Origin of the sequence: Bradyrhizobium vignae (assembly GCF_004114425.1) — a bacterium.
GTDB classification, from domain to species: domain Bacteria; phylum Pseudomonadota; class Alphaproteobacteria; order Rhizobiales; family Xanthobacteraceae; genus Bradyrhizobium; species Bradyrhizobium vignae.
On record NZ_RDQF01000008.1, the window covers coordinates 26,236 to 42,824 of the forward strand.

Below are 16,589 nucleotides of genomic sequence, written 5' to 3' on the forward strand. Positions count from 1 at the left end.
TTGGTTGAATGGACACGCTAGCTGCGCGGAGGTGGAGGAGGTGGAGGACCAAAGCCGGGCGGAGGCGGTGCGCGCCGGTCGGGTCCATCCGCAGGACCGCGAGGCGGCCGGGCGCCGGCAAGCTCGCTCATCTGCTCCGGCGAGCTTCCGATCGCCCGCACGTCGACCACTCTGCCGAGTGGCGTATCGAGAATAGCGCCGCGCACCGAGACGGGCTGACCCTGCCGCAGCCAGTCCTGCAAACGCTCTGCCTCTGGCGGGGGGAGGCGCAGCACGGTGCCGTCCTCGAGCAGCGCGCCGTTGACTTCGCCGCGCTTGCCGTGCAGCGGCGCGGCGATCCTGCCACTGATCGGCTGGTCCTGACTGCGATCGCGTCGGTCAGGCGGGCCGCTGTCGACGACGCTGCGGCCGGTGGTGACATTGGTGATCGATGCGGCATCGACCAAGGCCACCGCACGAGCCCGCAAGCCGCGAATCGAGACCTGGTCGCCCGGGCGGATCGAGAACACCGTTTGTGCCGTCAGGTGCGGCGGCAGCTTCACCTCGGTGCCATCGGTCAGGATGACGCCATCGACGTCGCCGCGCGGCGTCAGCGTGTATTGCTTGACGGTGCCGCGTGACTCCGGAAGCTGCGAGGAATCCCAGACGGGGCCCGTGCTCTGCGCGTAGGCGGCCGCACTGAGGCCGATCGCCGTGCTGGCGAGCAGTGCACGGAGCCGCCATCGCATGCGTGCTGTCTTCATGGAACAACTCCTTTCGATTTCGCGACGATGTCGCTTGGCCAAGCTTTGGCAAGCGGTGTGCCAGTCGCGAGGTCGTTGATCTCAAAGGAGTTGTCGCGATGACGCCGGGATTATTCGTCGTCTTTGCTGACACGGCCCGTCAGGTTTTCTGACGCCTCGACAGCAATCCCGTAGCGCTGCATCTTGGTGTAGAGGAGCTGGCGGTTGATGCCGAGCCGCCGCGCGGCTTCCGTCCGGTTGCCGCCGCACGCATCCAGCGCGCGCAGAATCATCATCTTCTCGAGCTGCGCGACTGCGGCCGGAAGGTCCGCATCAGGAGGAGAATCTGCCGGCAGCACGCCGGCACGGCTGGTGTCGATGTCGTCGCTCCCGATCACGTCGGAGCGGGTCAGGATGTAGGCCCGCTCGATCACATTGCGAAGCTCGCGGACGTTGCCGGGCCAGCCATGCCGCTGCAACTTCGCGACCGCCGCGGCGGTGAGCTGCTTGTGCCGTCCGCTTGGGACGGCAACGCGAGCAAGGAAGTGCTCGGCCAGAGGAAGGATATCCGCAGCGCGCTCCCGCAGCGGCGGAATCGCAATCGGCACCACGTTGAGCCGGTAGTAGAGGTCCTCGCGAAACTCCTTCGCCGCGACGAGCTTGGCCAGATCGCGATGCGTCGCGGTGACGATGCGCGCGGTGGTGCGCACCGGCTTGCCGCCCACGGGAGTAACGAGTTGCTCCTGGAGGGCGCGCAGGATCTTCGCCTGCATGGCGAGCGGCATGTCGCCGATCTCATCGAGGAACAGGGTGCCGTTGGCGGCATCGCGGAACGCGCCGGTCCTGTCCGCAGTCGCGCCCGTGAAGGAGCCCTTCACATGACCGAACAGTTCGCTCTCGAGCAGGTCCTCGGGAATGGCGGCGCAATTGACCGCGATGAACGGACCATCCTTGCGTTTGCCGTAGGTATGGAGTGCGCGCGCCACCAGCTCCTTGCCGCTGCCCGTCTCGCCGTGAATCAGGACGGTCGCATCGCTGTCGGCCGCAAGCCCGATTGCTTTCTGAACCTGGCGGATCGCCTCGCTTGATCCGATCAGACCGTCACCCGCATCCGGCGCGGGCTCTACGATCGAATGCGAGCGTTTGGGGAGGCGGTTCAGCAAGTCGCTCAGATCGTCTCGTCCGATTGGCTTGCTGAGATGGTCGAAGGCGCCGAGCCTCATGGCCTCGATCGTGTTCGCGGCGCTGGCAAAGGCGGTCAACACCACGACCGGTGGCGCATTATGGGCCGACCGGATCCGGCGCAGCACCTCGATCCCGTCCATGCCGCCTGGCATGCGCAGATCGAGCAGCACGGCGTCGATATCGTCGCCGAGCGCGGCCAGGCCCTCCCGGCCGGACGCCGCCAGGCGAGCGGTATGGCCGAGATCGGTCAACGCTTCGGCCAGACCGTCGCGCAGCGCGGCATCGTCATCGACAATCAGCACGGTCGCCATGGCACCTCGATCTCGAACGTCGCGCCGCGCGGGGTCGCTACGTGCCGTGCTTCGCCGTCATGATTTCGCGCGATCTCGCGCACGATGGCGAGGCCGAGGCCGGTCCCGTCGGCGCGGCCGGTGACAAATGGCTCGAAGAGGCGTTCGCGCAGCTCGTTGGAAATGCCGGTGCCGGTGTCGGCAACCCGCAGGATCAGGCGGCCATCCCGACGACGGGCTTCGACCGCCACGGAGCCGCCGGGTGGACAATTCTGGATGGCGTTTAGAATGAGATTGTCCAACGCGCGCTGCATCTGGAAGGGGTCGAACCTCGGCAACTCCGAGCATGCGCCCTCGGTTCCCGCAGTCAGGATCAGGTCCTTGGCGGCCGCGAGCTCGCGATGGGCGTCCACGGCGTTGTCGATGAAAGATGCGAGATCCACCTCCGCAAGTTTCGGTTCGTGCGCCTGGGTCATATCCAGCAGATCCCGCAACAGGATGTCGAGCCGGTCAACCTGTTGCAGGATGGTCCCGAGAGCCGCGTTGCTGCGTGAGCCGTCGGCAACGGCGAGCGCGTTCTCCGCCTTCAGGCGCATTGCGGCGATCGGATTGCGAATCTCATGTGCAAGGCCGGCCGACAGGCGGCCGAGCGCGGCAAGCCGCTCCGCGCTTGCGGCGCGCCGGCGCTCGAGCGAGAGACGCTCACCAGTCGCGTTCAGTGCATCCACAAGCCGATCGAGCTCGGGCGTGCCTGTGCGCGCAAGCTTCGGCAGATCGACGACACCATCCCGCCGGTCGTCAAGGGCGCGCTCGATCAGCGCGATGTTGCGCGACCAAGTGTAGAGCAGCCGGGCGAGCCAGACGGCCGATCCGAAGATCGTCAGTGCCAGAACGACGAGTCCGGCCAGCAATTGATTATAAGCAGGTCCCTGGGCGGTAAAGACGCGCGTCATGGTCCAGCCGGTGACCCCTTGCAGCGGCCCGCGCAACGGGCACGCATGCACGATGAGGACCTGCGATCGGCCGGCTTGCCGGATCGATGCAGGGTGTCCGGAACGCAATGCCTCGGCGTTGACCTGACCAATGGTGTTTTGCTCGGCCGACGGCAGGTCGGTTTTCGGGCCGGTTCCCTCATAGGTCGGAAATGCATAGCCCAGCGAGCCGACGTTCGCTTGCCAGATGCCGCCTTCTATGCCGGCCGCGCCGGCGAGAGCGGTCCGGGTCACGGCGGTCAGTTCGCTCTTGAGTCGATCGTCGATCGGCCCGCCGCTCCAACCCGCGACGAAGAATTGATAGCGGTCGGCGAGATCGCGGCACGCCCGGGCAACCAGCTCCTCGGACCGTGCGAGGCGTGCATTGGCGGTCTGCTGGAACGATTCGAACAGCAGATAGCCGGTCGCAATGCCGGAGACGACCAGCATGATCCACAGAGCCAGCAGTCGGATTCGAAGAGAGCCCATCGCTGCATCCTGGGACCTATCCGCCCGATCAGTACCTCAAAATTTGACTGCCAACAGCACCGCGCCGGCGCCGATCATGGCGATGCCGGCCCAGCCCTGCGCCGTCGGCCGCTCACCGAGAAAGGCGAAGGCGAACAGGGCGACCAGCACGACGCTGAGCTTGTCGATCGGCGCCACCAGCGTTGCAGGCCCAAGCTTGAGCGCGCGGAAGTAACACAGCCATGAGGCGCCGGTTGCCAGTCCTGACAATACCAGGAATACCCAGGTCTTCGGCGAGACTGCCGAGGGCACGACGAATTGTCCGGTGAAGAACAGCAGCACCGAGAAGGCGAGCAGCACCACGATGGTGCGGATGAAGGTGGCGAGATCCGGGTTGATGTTCTCGACGCCGACCTTGGCGAAGATCGCAGTCAGCGCCGCAAAGCAGGCGGACAGCAGCGCCCAGGTCTGCCAGGCGGAGAGGAGGGCAGGTTTCATGTTATCGATATCCATTGCTTCAGGACGGCGCGCCCGCGCCGTCATTGCGAGCGTAGCGAAGCAATCCAGGGTCTCGCCGCGGAGGCAGTCTGGATTTGCTTCGCTGCGCTCGCAATGACGGAGTTTGTGGCCGGAGTCGTGCGCTATCACATTCACCGCGCCACCGACAACTTCTCCGTGATCGCCTTGCGCAGGATGCGTGATAGCGATTCCACGGAATACGGCTTCTGGATCAGCTCGAAGCCGCGATGGGCGCTTTCGGCGAGCACGTTGCTGTAGCCGCTGGTGAGCACCACGGGCAGGCCCGGATAGCGCTCGCGGATGATTGCGGCGAGCTCGACGCCGTTCATGCCGGGCATGATGACGTCGGAGAACACGAGGTCGACGGCGAATTCGTCCTCATTGAGGATCGCGAGCGCCGCATTGGCGTTGGCGACGCGGCGGACGACATAGCCGAGATCTTCCAGAAGCTCTGTCGAGAACTGGCCGACATCGTCATTGTCCTCGACCACGAGCACGCGGTAGCCGCGCCCGGTGGTCGCAGCCTCGCTGGTCAGTGCCGCCGCTTCCTTGTCGGTGGCGGGGCTTTGTGCCTGCGGCAGATAGATGGTGAAGGTCGCGCCTCGACCTGGCATGCTCGTCACCGCGATGTCGCCTTCGGACTGCTTTGCGAAGCCGAAGGCCTGGCTGAGACCGAGGCCGGTGCCCTTGCCGACCTCCTTGGTGGTGAAGAACGGTTCGAAGATCAGGTCGAGATGTTCCGGCGCGATGCCGCTGCCGGTGTCGGTGACCGAAATGGCGACGTAGTCGCCGCCGCGCGCCGCTTGTGCACGCAGGCTCGGAATCCCCCGGACCTTGCGCACGGCGATGCTGAGGCGGCCTTCGCCATTCATGGCGTCGCGGGCGTTAATGGCGAGATTGATCAGCGCGGCCTCGAACTGGGCGATGTCGGCGACCGTGAAACAGTCGGCATCCTGAACCTCCACCGCAATCTCGATGCTTCCGCCGACCAGCGGCCGGACCAGCTGCGCCACACCCTCGACCTGGCTGCCGACGTTGAAGATCTGCGGCTTCAGCGGCTGCCGCCGCGCGAAGGCCAGGAGCTGCGCGGTCAGCTTGGAGGCGCGCTCGACCGTCTCGGAGATGGCATCGACATAGCGGCGGCGGCGCTCTTCCGGCAGCTCGCGGCGGCGCAGGAAATCCGTCGCCGAGCGGATGATGGTGAGCAGGTTGTTGAAGTCGTGCGCGACGCCGCCGGTGAGCTGGCCGATCGCCTCCATCTTCTGCGACTGACGCAACGCTTCCTCGCCGAGGCGACGCTCGGTGATGTCGACGGCCTCCGGCACCGCACCGGTGATGTTGCCGTGGCGGTCGAGCACGGGGCGCATGCCGAAATCGAAATCGCGCTCGCCGATCGGCAGCCGCAGGCGCATCTCCAGGCGGACCGCTTCGCCCTTGAGTACGGTGTGGAAAGCCTCGCGCACCAGCGTGCTCATGCCCTTCGTCGCGCTGAACCAGGGCGTATCCCAAAATGGTTTTCCAATCACGTCCGCGGAATTCGCCTTGATGCCGTCGAGTGCCGTCTTGTTGGCGTAAAGCAGTTCGCCCCTGAGATTGACCAGGCCCTGATACTGATTGCTGGTCTCCAGGATCGCGCGCAGCCGCGCCTGGTTGGCTTCGAGCTCGGCGGTGCGCTGGGCGATGCGCTGTTCCAGCGTCTCGTTGAGCTGCCTGAGCTCGATCTCGGCCTGCTTGGCGACGGTGATGTCGTGAGCGACGCCAATGAAGCCGATATGCTTGCCGGTGGGGTCCCAGCGCGGCTGCGATTCCGATCGAAGCCAGCGCCATTCGCCGCTGGCGTTCTTGTAGCGCGCTTCCAGCACGAACGGCTTCAGCGAGGCCTCACCCTGGACGGATTGCTGCAGCACGTGCGGCAGGTCGTCGGGATGCAGCACCTTGCGCCAGTCGAAATCGATGGCTTGATCGTAGGGCAGGCCGAGGAAATCGACATAGGCCTGGTTGGCGAAGGACCGCTTGCGGTCGAGCTTGGTCACCCAGATCGGCACCGGCGCGCTGTCGGCGATCAGCCGGAATCGCTCCTCGCTTTCGCGCAGCGTCTCGCGCGCCAGCGCTTGGTCGGTGATGTCGATGTGGGCGCCGACGAGGCGGATGGCGCGGCCGTCCTTGTCGCGCTCGATCTTGGCGACGACGCGGATCCAGCGGGTCTCGCCGTCGCTGGGGCGGATGATGCGGTATTCGGCGGTGTAATCCTCGCTGGTCCCGGAAAGCGCCTCGAAGAAGTGCTTCACCGCCGCGTCGCGGTCATCAGGATGGATGCGGTTGACCCAGTCCTCGTGCGTCTCGTCCGCGGCCTCTGGGGGCAGGCCATGGATCATCAGATATTCGGGCGAACGGCGGTTCTTGAATCCTTCGCGGAAGTCGACCTCGACGCCGCCCACCTTGCCGATGCGCTGGATGAGCGCGAGCTCGGCCTCGCGCTCCTGCAGCGCGCGATAGGCGTTGTCGCGCTCGCGCGCGACGTCTTCGAGGTGCTGGCGCAGCCTTTCGGCAGCAATGGTTTCGGGCAAGGGATCGTTCAAGGCGTCGGCCGTTGTCATGCGGGTGCGCACGTGCCGGACCGATATTCACACAGACGGAGCGTGATGGCCATCGCTCAGACGGAAATATGCAGGGACGGGCGCGGGTTACGACGGGTATGAACGAACGCCTCCGCCGGCTATTTTGTTCCTGAGATTGGAACGGCGCGCCCCCTGCGCGCGTATCTGCGAGGCGCGCCAACTCTCGTCCACGAGGCTCCCTTTCCGAAAGGCCAAAATCTTGAAGCTCTTTGTCTGCCAGGCTTGCGGCAATGTCCTCTATTTCGAGAACCGCGCTTGCGAACGCTGTGGCCATCGGGTCGCCTTCCTGCCGGAGAAGGAGACGATGTCGGCGATCGAACTCGACGGAGACGCCTGGAGGACACTGGCCGACAAAGGCGAAGGCCGGATGCTGTGCCGGAATGCCGAGTACGACGCCTGCAACTGGCTGACAGACCCAGGCGATACCATCGGCTATTGCCGCGCCTGCCGCCACAATGGGACCGTGCCGAACCTCTCGGATCCGGCGCAACTCGCCGGATGGCGCGAGCTGGAGGTGGCCAAGCACCGTCTATTCTATTCCCTGATCCGCTGGAAGCTGCCGCTCCAGACCCGGCAGGACAATCCCGAGCATGGGCTGATCTTCAACTTCCTCGCCGACGATCCACACAGCGGCGAAAAGGTCATGACCGGCCATGACAACGGCCTGATCACGATCGCGCTGACCGAGGCTGACGACATCGAGCGCGAGCGACGCCGGCTCGAGATGGGCGAGCCCTACCGGACACTGCTCGGGCATTTCCGCCACGAGGTCGGCCACTATTTCTGGGACGTGCTGGTGCGCGATGGCGGCAAGCTCGACCAGTGCCGCGCCGTGTTCGGCGACGATGCGGCCGATTACGGCCAGGCCCTGCAGCGTCACTATGCCGAAGGCCCGCCCCCGGACTGGCAGCAGAGCTACGTCTCGGCCTACGCCACGACGCATCCCTGGGAGGATTTCGCCGAGACCTGGGCGCACTACCTCCACATCGTCGACACCCTGGAAATGGCCGCCGAGTTCGGCATGGAGGTGCGCCCCAAGGTCGACCGCGACGGGGAGTTGACGGCGCGCATCCGCTTCAACCCTTACGAGGCGAGGGACGTCGAGGCGCTGGTCGGCGCATGGCTGCCCTTCACCTTCGCCATGAACAGCGTCAACCGCGCCATGGGCCTGCGCGACCTCTATCCCTTCATCCTGTCGCCCGCGGTGGTCGCCAAGCTCGGCTTCGTTCATGGCCTGGTCCGGGATGCGGCCAAGGCGGGCAAGCCTCGGGAAGCTGCACGGCGTCCCTAGGGCTCGCCGCGCCCATTTCGGTCTTGCGCTGGCACGCCAGAAGCCCCGGATTTAGACCGTTGCCTCCGGCCGATTTTGATGTACCACGGGAGCCACACGGCCCGTCCCATAGGTCCCAACGGCCAGGGAAGGGTCCCGCCCAAGGTCGAGACTCAAGGAAAGCATGTTCAAGCGCATTCTGATCGCCAATCGCGGCGAAATCGCCTGCCGGGTCATCAAGACTGCCCGCAAGATGGGAATTCAGACGGTTGCGGTCTATTCCGAGGCCGACCGCGATGCCCTCCATGTCGAGATGGCCGACGAGGCCGTGCTGATCGGCCCTGCCGCCGCCGCCGAGAGCTATCTGGTGATCGAGAAGATCGTGGACGCCTGCCGCAAGACGGGGGCCGAGGCCGTGCATCCCGGCTACGGTTTCCTGTCCGAGCGCGAGGCGTTTCCGCGCGCGCTGGAAGCGGCCGGCGTCGTCTTCATCGGCCCGAACCCGGGCGCCATCGCCGCGATGGGCGACAAGATCGAATCCAAGAAGGCCGCCGCCAAGGCCAAGGTCTCGACCGTGCCCGGCTATCTCGGCGTCATCGAGGATGACAAGCACGCGGTTCGCATCGCCGACGAGATCGGCTATCCCGTGATGATCAAGGCGTCCGCCGGCGGCGGCGGCAAGGGCATGCGCATTGCGCATTCGAAGGCGGAGGTCGCCGAGGGTTTCAACCTCGCCAAGGCCGAGGCCAAGGCGTCGTTCGGCGACGACCGCGTCTTCGTCGAAAAATTCATCGTCGATCCCCGCCACATCGAGATCCAGGTGCTGGGCGACAAGCACGGCAACGTGATCCATCTCGGCGAGCGCGAATGCTCGATCCAGCGCCGCAACCAGAAGGTCATCGAGGAGGCGCCATCGCCGCTGCTCGACGAGGAGACCCGCCGCAAGATGGGTGAGCAAGCGGTCGCACTGGCGAAGGCCGTGAACTACGACTCCGCCGGCACCGTCGAGTTCGTCGCCGGGCAAGACAAGAGCTTCTATTTCCTGGAGATGAACACGCGACTCCAGGTCGAGCATCCCGTCACCGAGCTCGTCACCGGCATCGATCTCGTCGAGCAGATGATCCGCGTCGCCGCCGGCGAGAAGCTCGCCATCGCGCAGAAGGACGTCACGCTCACCGGCTGGGCGGTGGAATCGCGCCTCTATGCCGAGGATCCGTTCCGCAGCTTCCTGCCTTCGATCGGGCGGCTCGTGAAATATCGCCCGCCGGCGGAAGCCAGCAAGGACGGCATCACCATCCGCAACGATACCGGCGTGCAGGAGGGCGGCGAGATCTCGATCCATTACGATCCGATGATCGCAAAGCTCGTCACGCATGCGCCGTCGCGCGCGGCCGCGATCGAGGCGCAGTCGACCGCTCTGGATTCGTTCTATGTCGACGGCATCAGGCACAACATCCCGTTCCTGTCGGCGCTGATGCATCATCCGCGCTGGCGCGAGGGACGGCTCTCGACCGGCTTCATCGCCGAGGAGTTCCCCAAGGGGTTTGCGGTGCGCGTGCCCGAAGGCGAGGTCGCGCGGCGGATCGCCGCGGTCGGCGCCGCCATCGATCACGTGCTGGGGGAGCGCAAGCGGCAGATCTCGGGCCAAATGGGTGGGCGCGTCGTGCAGCGCGAGCGGCGTCGCGCGGTCTGGCTCGATCGCCAGGAGATCCTGCTCGAGGTGGCGCGCGAGGGCGAGGCGATCGCGATCCGCTTCATCGATCCCGACGGCAAGGCCGGCAACGCGCATCTGTTGCACTCGCCATGGAAGCCGGGCGATCCGGTCTGGCAGGGCACCATCGACGGTCAGTTCGTCGCCGTGCAGGCGCGGCCGATCGCCAACGGCATCCGCCTCGCACATCAGGGTGTCGAGGTGCCGGTCTATGTCTGGACCGAGGCTGAGGCGGCCTCCGCGCGGCTGATGCCGGTGACGACGGCCTCCGACACCGGCAAGAAGCTGCTCTGCCCGATGCCCGGCCTCGTGGTCTCGATCGCGGTCAGCGAAGGGCAGGAGGTCAAGGCCGGCGAGACGCTGGCGGTGGTCGAGGCCATGAAGATGCAGAACGTGCTGCGCGCCGAGCAGGACGGCACCGTGAAGAAGATCCACGCCGGCGCCGGCGCGACGCTCGCGGTGGACGCGCTGATCTTGGAGTTTGCGTAATCGCTTCAGGCACAACAGGAGACCCTCACCCTGAGGAGCCGCGCCTGCGCGGCGTCTCGAGGGCGAGGCCAACAGCCGGGCCTTCATCCTTCGAGACGCGCGCAAGAGCGCGCTCCTCAGGATGAGGAATTGAAAGCGAGGCAACCATGGCCTTTCGTTCCCGCCGCGAGAAACTGCGATCGATCCTGTCGGGCGGGACGTGCGTCCATCCCGGCTCCGTCTACGACGCCATCTCGATCCGTATCGCGGAGGATCTCGGCTTTCCGCTCGGCATGTTCGGGGGATCGGTGGCCTCGCTCGCCGTGCTCGGCGACCCCGATGTCACGCTGATCACGCTCACCGAGCTTGCCGAGCAGATGCGGCGGATGTCGCGCGCCTCGGCGCTCCCCGTTCTGGTCGATGCCGATCACGGCTACGGCAATGCGCTCAACGTGCGCCGCACGGTGCAGGAGCTGGAGACGGCCGGTGCCGCCGGCCTCACCATCGAGGACACGCTGCTCCCGGCTGCGTTCGGGGAGACGAAGACGCAGCTGATCCCGCTCGAGGAAGGCGTCGGCAAGATGAAGGCGGCGCTCGACGGCCGCAGCGATCCCACGCTCGTCATCATGGGCCGCACGGGCGCTGCCGCGATCACCTCGATCGAGGACGCGGTTCGCCGCGCCGAGGCCTATGAGGCCACCGGTGTCGATGCGCTGTTCTTCACCGGCATCAAATCGCGTACCGAGCTCGAGACCATCGCATCCGCCACGCGCCTGCCGATCGTGCTCGGCGGCGCGCCGGAGGAACTGAACGGGCTCGATTACCTTGCGAGCCAGCGCGTGCGCATCGCGCTCCAGGGCCATGCGCCGATCGCCGCCGCGACGCAGGCGGTCTACGAGACGCAGAAGGCGTTGCGCGAGGGCATGGCGCCGAAAAGCCTCAAGGGCCTGGCATCGTCGGAGCTGATGGCCCGCGTCATGCGCGAGAGCGCCGTCAAGGCGCGCAGCGCCGATGTCCTGGAACAGAACTTGGGACCGAACAAGTGAGCCGCGCTATCCTCCAGGTCGTGATCCGCGGGCGCGTGCAGGGCGTCGGCTACCGGGCTTGGGTCGAGTATCAGGCGACAACGAGCGGCCTCGAAGGCTGGGTGCGTAACCGCCGCGACGGCAGCGTGGAAGCGCTGTTCGCCGGCGCGCCGAAGCACGTTGCCGATATGGTCGCGCTGTGCCGCCACGGCCCGCCGTCCTCGCGCGTCGACAGCGTCACCAGCGAAACGGCAGGCGCGGATGAGCTGAATTTGCGCCGGGCAGGGGAAGCATTCTCGGTGCTGCCGACGGTGTGAGAGCTCACAAGAGATCGTCCTGCCCGGGCTTGTCCCTCGAGCTCTCGAGGTGAACGTTCACCTTGGCAGCTTGGCGATTGCCTCGCTCAGCTCGTGGATCTCGTAGGGCTTGCGCAGGATCGGGAAATCGCCGCGGACGCCGGCGGCGACGTCGCTGTAACCGGTGGCAAGCAGGATCGGCAGGCCGGGGCGGATCTGGCGGAGGCGACGGGCGAGGCTGAGCCCATCCATCTTGCCGGGCATGACGATGTCCGAGAACACGAAGTCGACGCCGTTGTTCTCGATCTCGAGCAGCGCCGCTTCGGCATCGGCGACCCGGCGCACGTGGTAGCCGAGCTGCTCCAGAAGGCCGGTGCTGACGGATGCGACGTCGGGATTGTCCTCGACCAGCAGCACCGTGCCGCTGCCGCGGAATGTCGTTGCCGATGTCTTGCGCGACGGCGCATCCGTGCCGCGCGGCAGCACGATGGTGAATGTGGTGCCCTTGCCGAGCTCGCTTGCGACCTTCACCGTGCCGCCGGCCTGGTGGGCGAAGCCGTGCACCTGCGAAAGGCCGAGGCCGGTGCCTTTTCCGATCGGCTTGGTCGTGAAGAACGGCTCGAAGATCTTGCCGAGAACGTCGGAAGGAATTCCAATGCCGGTATCGGTGACGTCGATAGCGACGAAGTCGCCGGCGAGGTGCGGCTCGTTCAGCACGACATTGCGCGCCCCGATCGTCACCGTGCCACCGTCCGGCATCGCGTCGCGGGCGTTGATGACAAGGTTGAGCAGCGCGGTCTCGAGCTCGGAGACGTCGGCCTTGATCGGCCACGTGTCGGAGTGAATGTCGAAGGCGAGACGCACGGAACTGCCCACGCCGGCGTCGAGCACCTCGCGGATGGCCGCGACGCGTTCGGCAAAATCGATCGCCTGCGGGTTGACGCTCTGCCGCCGCGCGAAGGTGAGGAGCTGGTTCGTCAGCGCGGCGCCGCGTCTGGTCGCGGTCTCGATTGCGGAGACGGCGCGCTTGAGCTTGGCGTCGTCGCCGGCGCTCTTCTTCAGGATGTGAAGGCTGCCGCTGATGATCATCAGAAGATTGTTGAAGTCGTGGGCAACCCCGCCGGTGAGTTGTCCGAGCGCATCGAATTTCTGCGACTCGGCCAGCTGCTTGTGCATCGCTTCGAGCTTGAGTTCGGAATTGCGACGCTCAGTGATGTCGCGCGTGATCTTGGCGAAGCCGATCAGCGCGCCGTCCTCGTAGATCGGGTCGATCACCACACTGGCCCAGAAGAACGTGCCGTCCTTTCGGACGCGCCAGCCTTCCTCCTCGTATCGGCCCTTTTCCCGCGCGATACGGAGCGCCCGCGCCGGCTTGCCATTGACACGGTCGGCCTCGGTGTAGAAGCGCGAGAAATGCTGGCCGAGGATCTCCTCGGGCGAGTAGCCCTTGATGCGTTCGCCGCCGATGTTCCAGCTGGTGATGATCCCCTTGGGGTCGAGCATGTAGAGGGCGTAGTCGGCAACCCCCTCAACCAACAGCCGGAAACTGCGCTCGCTCTCGAACAAGTCTCTCTGTTGACTGAACTTTTCGGTCATCCCGGACCCCGCCTCGACAGGGACAAACGCCGCAGCCGGAGGGTTTGTTCCAGTTCTATGGGACATTTTTAGGCAAGTGTCAGGATGGGTATGCAGGGGCGCACCGTCAACGCCACGGCGCCGATCCCCAGTTATTAATGCAAGAATTGACCGAAGAGCCCGCCCGCCGCCTGCACCGGCTGGGCCGTGGCGGCTTTGCCGATGAGCTGCTGCTGGGCGGCCAGCGCGTGCCGCCCAACAAGGCGCTCTGAGCCGCGGCTTCGTGTTTCGTCACGAGACGACGGGAGCGCGTTCGAGGCGATCTTGTGGGGGTTAGGCGGACTCAAGCGCCGGCGCTTCGGAACGTTGCCGCCACCGCGCGTAGCGCCGCCAGCTTGGCGGGATCGCTGATCTTCGAATGCAGCATTACCTTCGAGCTGCCGAGTTTCGGCAGCTTGTGCGCGGGCCCGATGTCGATCAGGCCGGGGGGCGCAATGCGCCGCGCCAGCGGTGCGATCGCAAGACCGGCAAGGGCTGCCGCGACCACCGCAGTGACGCCGCCACCGACGAAGCGCTCGCGCCAGGCGATACCGGCCTTGTCGAGCGCGCGCACGGCGATGGCGCGAACGCCGCAGGGGGGAGCGAGGGTCGCGAGCGGCAGGGGCTCGCCTTTCGGCAGAGTGAAGCGTCGTGAGGCAAACCAGCAAAACTCGTCCTCAGCCAGCTTCTCGCCGCCGCGGCGGCTGCCTTCCTGACGCACGATCACCGCATCCAGCTCGCCGGCGTCGTAGGCATCCTGCATCTCGCGCGAGAAGCCGATGGTGACGGCGAGAGTGAGATTGGGCGACATCGCGTGCAGCCGTTCGAGTAGCGGTACCAGTTCGGCTCCCGCCGCGTGATCGGAGATGCCGAGCGAGAGCGATCGCGGGGGCGGCGCTTCGCCCGAGAGCGCGCGGTCATGCGCCGTCATCAGCGCGCGGGCGCGATCGAGGAAGGCCGCGCCCTCGGCGGTGAGCCTGACCGCGCGCGGAGAACGTTCGACGAGGCGTTTGCCCAGCAACGTCTCCAGCCGCTGCAGCTTGAGGCTGACAGCCGCCTGCGTCGTGCCGAGCACTTCGGCGGCACGGGTAAAGCTCTGGAGATCGGCGACCAGCAGGAACGCCTGGACGGTGGCGATATCGAGCATGGCATTCATTATAGATAGTTATCACTGATATCAGAATAGATAAGATACCAAAATGATGAGCCCGGGTCTAGCTTCTCACCAACGCCGCGCAATTGGTGCGGCATCTCGAGGAGAACCACCATGCCGCTGATCACCGTCTCCTACACTTCGTCTCGTCAGTCGCCCTCCCTGAAGGCCGACATCGCGAATGCTGTGTCCGAGCTCACCGCAAAGATCCTGCACAAGGATCCCAAGGTCACCGCCATCATCGTGAAGTCCGTGGATGCGGGCGACTGGTTCGCCGGCGGCCAGTCGCTCGCCGAGCAGAAGCTTGCGAGCTACTGGATCGACATCCACGTCACCGAAGGCACCAACACCAAGGACGAGAAGGCGGCCTATCTCGCCGCCATGTTCGAGCGCATGGCCGAGATTCTGGGACCGCTGCATCCCGAGACTTACCTGCATGTCGACGAGGTCAAGGGCGACGCCTACGGTTTCGGCGGCCTCACCCAGGAGCGGCGCTACATCGCCGGCAAGCTCGAGGTTGCGCTGCAGGCGGCGTGATCCGAAAGCCGCGGGTGAGCAATCTCACCCGCGGCCGGTTGCGATCGTCAGCTCGCTGCGCGGAACCGAACCTCGGAATTATTGAGGAAGCACGTCTTGTCGAACAGCTTCAGGTCCAGCGGGTTCGGCAACCTGACATCGCTGAGATCAGGACAGGGCTTGGTCGAGGGATCGTAGGATCGATCGATCTGCGAGATGAAAACCACGATCAGTCCCTTGTCACGTGCGAACGATTTCAGCGCACGTACCTGAACGGAGAGGTCAGGATTTTCGCGCCTCTGGTCGAGCAGTTGCAGATAGTCGATCACGACGAATGTGCCGCGTGGGACCGGAGCCATCCGCTTGACGACGTATTCGGCGCTGATCTCGTCGGAGCAATCCACCTCGAATAAATTGTCGAATTGCGCGGGATCGACGCCGATCGCCCGCAAGCGGTCCAGAACGTCTCCTTCTGTGTATTCGAGCGAGAAGAACGCCGCGTGGCTGCCTGATCTCATGGCCTCCACCGCAAGTTCGAGACTCATCAGGGTTTTGCCATGACCGGGGCGCGCAGCGACCAGCACAAGGTCACCCGGCCGGAATTGAGAAAACAGCTTGCCGGCCGGCGTCTCCGCCGCGGCTTTCGCCGCGAGCAGGCTCCAGGCGGAAAACCCTTCCGTGGTGGCGATGCGGTCAAGTGCGTCGTGGAGTGGAATGCCTTCCTCGCGGGACAGGCGCTTCGCCTTGCGCTTGAGATGATAGATGGGCGCAGACAGTCTCATCGTGAGAACCTCCCATTCCGAGCATGATCGCAATCCCTCCTTATGCCCAGCGCTCGAACAGTCGGTCCGATGATCAATTCGCCCGGCATGAAGTCTGCTTTCCCGGCGGAGGGGGGAGGCGTGGGCGGCGCCGGAATTGAGCGTAGCCGATTCCACGTCTGCGGAGAACGGCCTGCTGCGTGTCCGCTAGACGGCGGCCTCGGGCACCAGAGCCGTGGTCGGTCCGAACAGCTCTTCGAACGCCTGCCTCAACGCGATGTCGACATCGGCCATGGTCACGAGCTGGCCGAGATCGACCAGCGAGGTGACGCCGTAGCGGGGATCGGCGACGCCGCAGGGCACGATGCCCGAGAAATGCGACAGCTCGGGCTCGACATTGATGGCGATGCCGTGGAACGAGACCCAGCGCTTGAGGCGGACGCCGATCGCTGCAATCTTGTCCTCGTGATCCGTCCCCTTGTCGGGCCGCCTGACCCAGACACCAACCCGGTCCTCGCGCCGCTCGCCGCGGACGTTGAAGGCGGCGAGTGTGCGCAGGATCAGCTCCTCCAGACCTGCGACATAGGCCCGGACGTCGGGCCGGCGCCGCTTGAGGTCCAGCATGACATAGGCCACCCGCTGACCCGGCCCGTGATAGGTGAGCTGCCCGCCGCGCCCGGTTGCGAAGGTCGGGAAACGGGCATCGAGCAGGTCGGACTCCTTGCCCGAGGTGCCCGAGGTGTAGAGCGGGGGGTGTTCGAGCAGCCAGACCAATTCCGGGGACTCGCCCGCCGCGATCGCGGCGACCCGGGCCTCCATCGCGGCCACCGCGTCCGGATAGGGCACCGGAGCTTCCGAGATGAGCCATTGGACGGGCTCACCGCCTGAGGCGGAAAGCGACGTCAGATCGAGCTCTTGCCGTTGGTTTTGGCGGGGGCTTTCAGGGGAATTAACCATTGGCTAACCATAACGTGGTGATCATCTCGGGAGCAAATGCCAGTC

At 65.7% G+C, this 16,589-nt stretch carries 14 protein-coding genes and 1 pseudogene; 6 read left to right on the forward strand and 9 right to left on the reverse strand.

Annotation, left to right across the window (positions count from 1 at the left end; translation table 11 throughout):
• Positions 1–17: 17 nt before the first annotated feature.
• The 5 genes from EAV90_RS09090 to EAV90_RS09110 all read right to left on the reverse strand — a co-directional run bounded on the left by EAV90_RS09090 (position 18) and on the right by EAV90_RS09110 (position 6,764).
• Positions 18–743, reverse strand: coding sequence for a hypothetical protein (locus tag EAV90_RS09090; RefSeq protein WP_244607973.1), 726 nt, complete (start codon positions 741–743; stop codon positions 18–20).
• 110 nt (positions 744–853) lie between these two features.
• Positions 854–2,218 carry a sigma-54-dependent transcriptional regulator gene (locus EAV90_RS09095; protein WP_122402781.1) on the reverse strand — a complete coding sequence of 455 codons (1,365 nt, stop codon included), beginning with the start codon at positions 2,216–2,218 and terminating at the stop codon, positions 854–856.
• The gene (locus tag EAV90_RS09100) at positions 2,203–3,657 is read right to left on the reverse strand and encodes a sensor histidine kinase (RefSeq protein WP_122402782.1); all 1,455 of its coding nucleotides are present in this window, start codon (positions 3,655–3,657) and stop codon (positions 2,203–2,205) included. The genes EAV90_RS09095 and EAV90_RS09100 overlap by 16 nt, the downstream gene beginning before the upstream one ends.
• Before the next feature lie 36 nt (positions 3,658–3,693).
• Positions 3,694–4,134 (reverse strand): EamA family transporter, encoded by a 441-nt coding sequence (locus EAV90_RS09105; RefSeq protein WP_122406615.1) that lies wholly within the window; start codon positions 4,132–4,134, stop codon positions 3,694–3,696.
• 152 nt (positions 4,135–4,286) lie between these two features.
• Positions 4,287–6,764, reverse strand: coding sequence for a PAS domain-containing hybrid sensor histidine kinase/response regulator (locus EAV90_RS09110; protein ID WP_122402783.1), 2,478 nt, complete (start codon positions 6,762–6,764; stop codon positions 4,287–4,289).
• A gap of 208 nt (positions 6,765–6,972) precedes the next feature.
• Between EAV90_RS09110 and EAV90_RS09115 the strand changes: the two genes are divergently transcribed.
• The 4 genes from EAV90_RS09115 (at position 6,973) to EAV90_RS09130 (ending at position 11,564) form a co-directional block, all read left to right on the forward strand.
• Positions 6,973–8,064: a zinc-binding metallopeptidase family protein gene (locus EAV90_RS09115; RefSeq protein WP_122402784.1), complete on the forward strand. Its 1,092-nt coding sequence runs from the start codon at positions 6,973–6,975 to the stop codon at positions 8,062–8,064.
• A gap of 163 nt (positions 8,065–8,227) precedes the next feature.
• The gene (locus EAV90_RS09120; RefSeq protein ID WP_122402785.1) at positions 8,228–10,243 is read left to right on the forward strand and encodes an acetyl-CoA carboxylase biotin carboxylase subunit; all 2,016 of its coding nucleotides are present in this window, start codon (positions 8,228–8,230) and stop codon (positions 10,241–10,243) included.
• Positions 10,244–10,389: 146 nt separating this feature from the next.
• The gene (locus tag EAV90_RS09125; RefSeq protein WP_122402786.1) at positions 10,390–11,268 is read left to right on the forward strand and encodes an isocitrate lyase/PEP mutase family protein; all 879 of its coding nucleotides are present in this window, start codon (positions 10,390–10,392) and stop codon (positions 11,266–11,268) included.
• A complete protein-coding gene (locus tag EAV90_RS09130; RefSeq protein ID WP_122402787.1) occupies positions 11,265–11,564 on the forward strand; it encodes an acylphosphatase in 300 nt (99 codons plus the stop codon). The genes EAV90_RS09125 and EAV90_RS09130 overlap by 4 nt, the downstream gene beginning before the upstream one ends.
• A gap of 57 nt (positions 11,565–11,621) precedes the next feature.
• Here EAV90_RS09130 and EAV90_RS09135 read toward each other — a convergent pair whose 3' ends face one another.
• Positions 11,622–13,139, reverse strand: a complete 1,518-nt coding sequence (locus tag EAV90_RS09135; protein WP_122402788.1) for a PAS domain-containing sensor histidine kinase — start codon at positions 13,137–13,139, stop codon at positions 11,622–11,624.
• A gap of 105 nt (positions 13,140–13,244) precedes the next feature.
• Here EAV90_RS09135 and EAV90_RS40425 point away from each other — a divergent pair.
• Positions 13,245–13,445: pseudogene (locus EAV90_RS40425) on the forward strand (DUF1731 domain-containing protein); the annotation flags it as partial.
• A 16-nt stretch (positions 13,446–13,461) separates the two neighbouring features.
• Here the strand turns inward: EAV90_RS40425 and EAV90_RS09145 are convergent.
• On the reverse strand, positions 13,462–14,313 hold the full coding sequence (locus EAV90_RS09145; protein WP_122402789.1) for a LysR family transcriptional regulator: 852 nt from the start codon (positions 14,311–14,313) through the stop codon (positions 13,462–13,464).
• A 111-nt stretch (positions 14,314–14,424) separates the two neighbouring features.
• Here EAV90_RS09145 and EAV90_RS09150 point away from each other — a divergent pair, with 111 nt between their 5' ends.
• The gene (locus EAV90_RS09150) at positions 14,425–14,847 is read left to right on the forward strand and encodes a tautomerase family protein (RefSeq protein WP_122402790.1); all 423 of its coding nucleotides are present in this window, start codon (positions 14,425–14,427) and stop codon (positions 14,845–14,847) included.
• Positions 14,848–14,894: 47 nt separating this feature from the next.
• On the opposite strand, the gene EAV90_RS09155 is transcribed toward EAV90_RS09150, so the two are convergent.
• The gene (locus EAV90_RS09155) at positions 14,895–15,608 is read right to left on the reverse strand and encodes a DNA helicase (RefSeq protein WP_122402791.1); all 714 of its coding nucleotides are present in this window, start codon (positions 15,606–15,608) and stop codon (positions 14,895–14,897) included.
• A gap of 186 nt (positions 15,609–15,794) precedes the next feature.
• Positions 15,795–16,544: a lipoyl(octanoyl) transferase LipB gene (gene lipB / locus EAV90_RS09160; RefSeq protein WP_122402792.1), complete on the reverse strand. Its 750-nt coding sequence runs from the start codon at positions 16,542–16,544 to the stop codon at positions 15,795–15,797.
• Between the last annotated feature and the right edge of the window lie 45 nt (positions 16,545–16,589).

What these genes read in the sequence shown, in the direction of transcription:
- lipB (WP_122402792.1), bottom strand. Translation starts at nt 16,544, where the DNA reads ATGGTTAATTCCCCTGAAAGCCCCCGCCAAAACCAACGGCAAGAGCTC.
- EAV90_RS09135 (WP_122402788.1), bottom strand. Translation starts at nt 13,139, where the DNA reads ATGACCGAAAAGTTCAGTCAACAGAGAGACTTGTTCGAGAGCGAGCGC.
- EAV90_RS09105 (WP_122406615.1), bottom strand. Translation starts at nt 4,134, where the DNA reads ATGAAACCTGCCCTCCTCTCCGCCTGGCAGACCTGGGCGCTGCTGTCC.
- EAV90_RS09090 (WP_244607973.1), bottom strand. Translation starts at nt 743, where the DNA reads ATGAAGACAGCACGCATGCGATGGCGGCTCCGTGCACTGCTCGCCAGC.
- EAV90_RS09095 (WP_122402781.1), bottom strand. Translation starts at nt 2,218, where the DNA reads ATGGCGACCGTGCTGATTGTCGATGACGATGCCGCGCTGCGCGACGGT.
- EAV90_RS09100 (WP_122402782.1), bottom strand. Translation starts at nt 3,657, where the DNA reads ATGGGCTCTCTTCGAATCCGACTGCTGGCTCTGTGGATCATGCTGGTC.
- EAV90_RS09155 (WP_122402791.1), bottom strand. Translation starts at nt 15,608, where the DNA reads ATGAGACTGTCTGCGCCCATCTATCATCTCAAGCGCAAGGCGAAGCGC.
- EAV90_RS09145 (WP_122402789.1), bottom strand. Translation starts at nt 14,313, where the DNA reads ATGAATGCCATGCTCGATATCGCCACCGTCCAGGCGTTCCTGCTGGTC.
- EAV90_RS09125 (WP_122402786.1), top strand. Translation starts at nt 10,390, where the DNA reads ATGGCCTTTCGTTCCCGCCGCGAGAAACTGCGATCGATCCTGTCGGGC.
- EAV90_RS09120 (WP_122402785.1), top strand. Translation starts at nt 8,228, where the DNA reads ATGTTCAAGCGCATTCTGATCGCCAATCGCGGCGAAATCGCCTGCCGG.
- EAV90_RS09150 (WP_122402790.1), top strand. Translation starts at nt 14,425, where the DNA reads ATGCCGCTGATCACCGTCTCCTACACTTCGTCTCGTCAGTCGCCCTCC.